This window comes from Micrococcus sp. KRD096, assembly GCF_017168495.1.
Lineage (GTDB): Bacteria > Actinomycetota > Actinomycetes > Actinomycetales > Micrococcaceae > Micrococcus > Micrococcus luteus.
Genome location: NZ_JABFAY010000017.1, coordinates 98,411 through 98,920, shown reverse-complemented (window position 1 = coordinate 98,920; position 510 = coordinate 98,411). Strand labels below are relative to the sequence as shown.

1 protein-coding gene is annotated in these 510 nt (G+C 72.5%); it reads right to left on the bottom strand.

Annotation, left to right across the window (positions count from 1 at the left end; translation table 11 throughout):
- Positions 1–11: 11 nt before the first annotated feature.
- Positions 12–510, bottom strand: a 499-nt coding sequence (locus tag J1M41_RS08300) for a DUF4245 domain-containing protein (protein ID WP_206451544.1), incomplete at its 5' end; no start/stop codon positions are given.

The following is a 510-nucleotide window of genomic DNA, read 5'->3' as shown; positions in this document are numbered from 1 at the left end:
GGTGTGGGGGGTCATCGGGTCTCCTTCGCGACGCCGTGCGCCAGGTCTTCGAGGACGGCCTGGTCGCCGGTGGTGGTCAGCACCACGGTGCTGCCGTCCACCTCCGCCACGAGCCGTCGCTCCGGCTTCTTCGGATCGGCGTGGAGGTCCCACGCGATCCCGTCGATCCCGATCGTCTCCGACGTCGGGACCTGGTCCACCCGCAGGCTCACCCAGGTGGGGTCGACGTCCTCGGCCTGCTGCAGGCCCGCGAACACCGTGTCCGTGACCACCCAGCCGACGTCCCACGTGGAGACGCCGTCCAGCTTCTGCAGGCGGGCGTAGTTGGCGTACCAGGACTCCGGCACCTCGGGCGCCAGGGCCGGCAGGTCGCCGTCGTCGTGGGGGATCGTGGCGGCCTCGGCGGCGACGTCGACGCGGTCCTCGCGGGGCCGCTGCGGCGGCTCCGGGTTGAGCAGGAGGACCACGGCCACGATCGCCAGCAGAGCCACCAGGGAGAGCACCATGGCC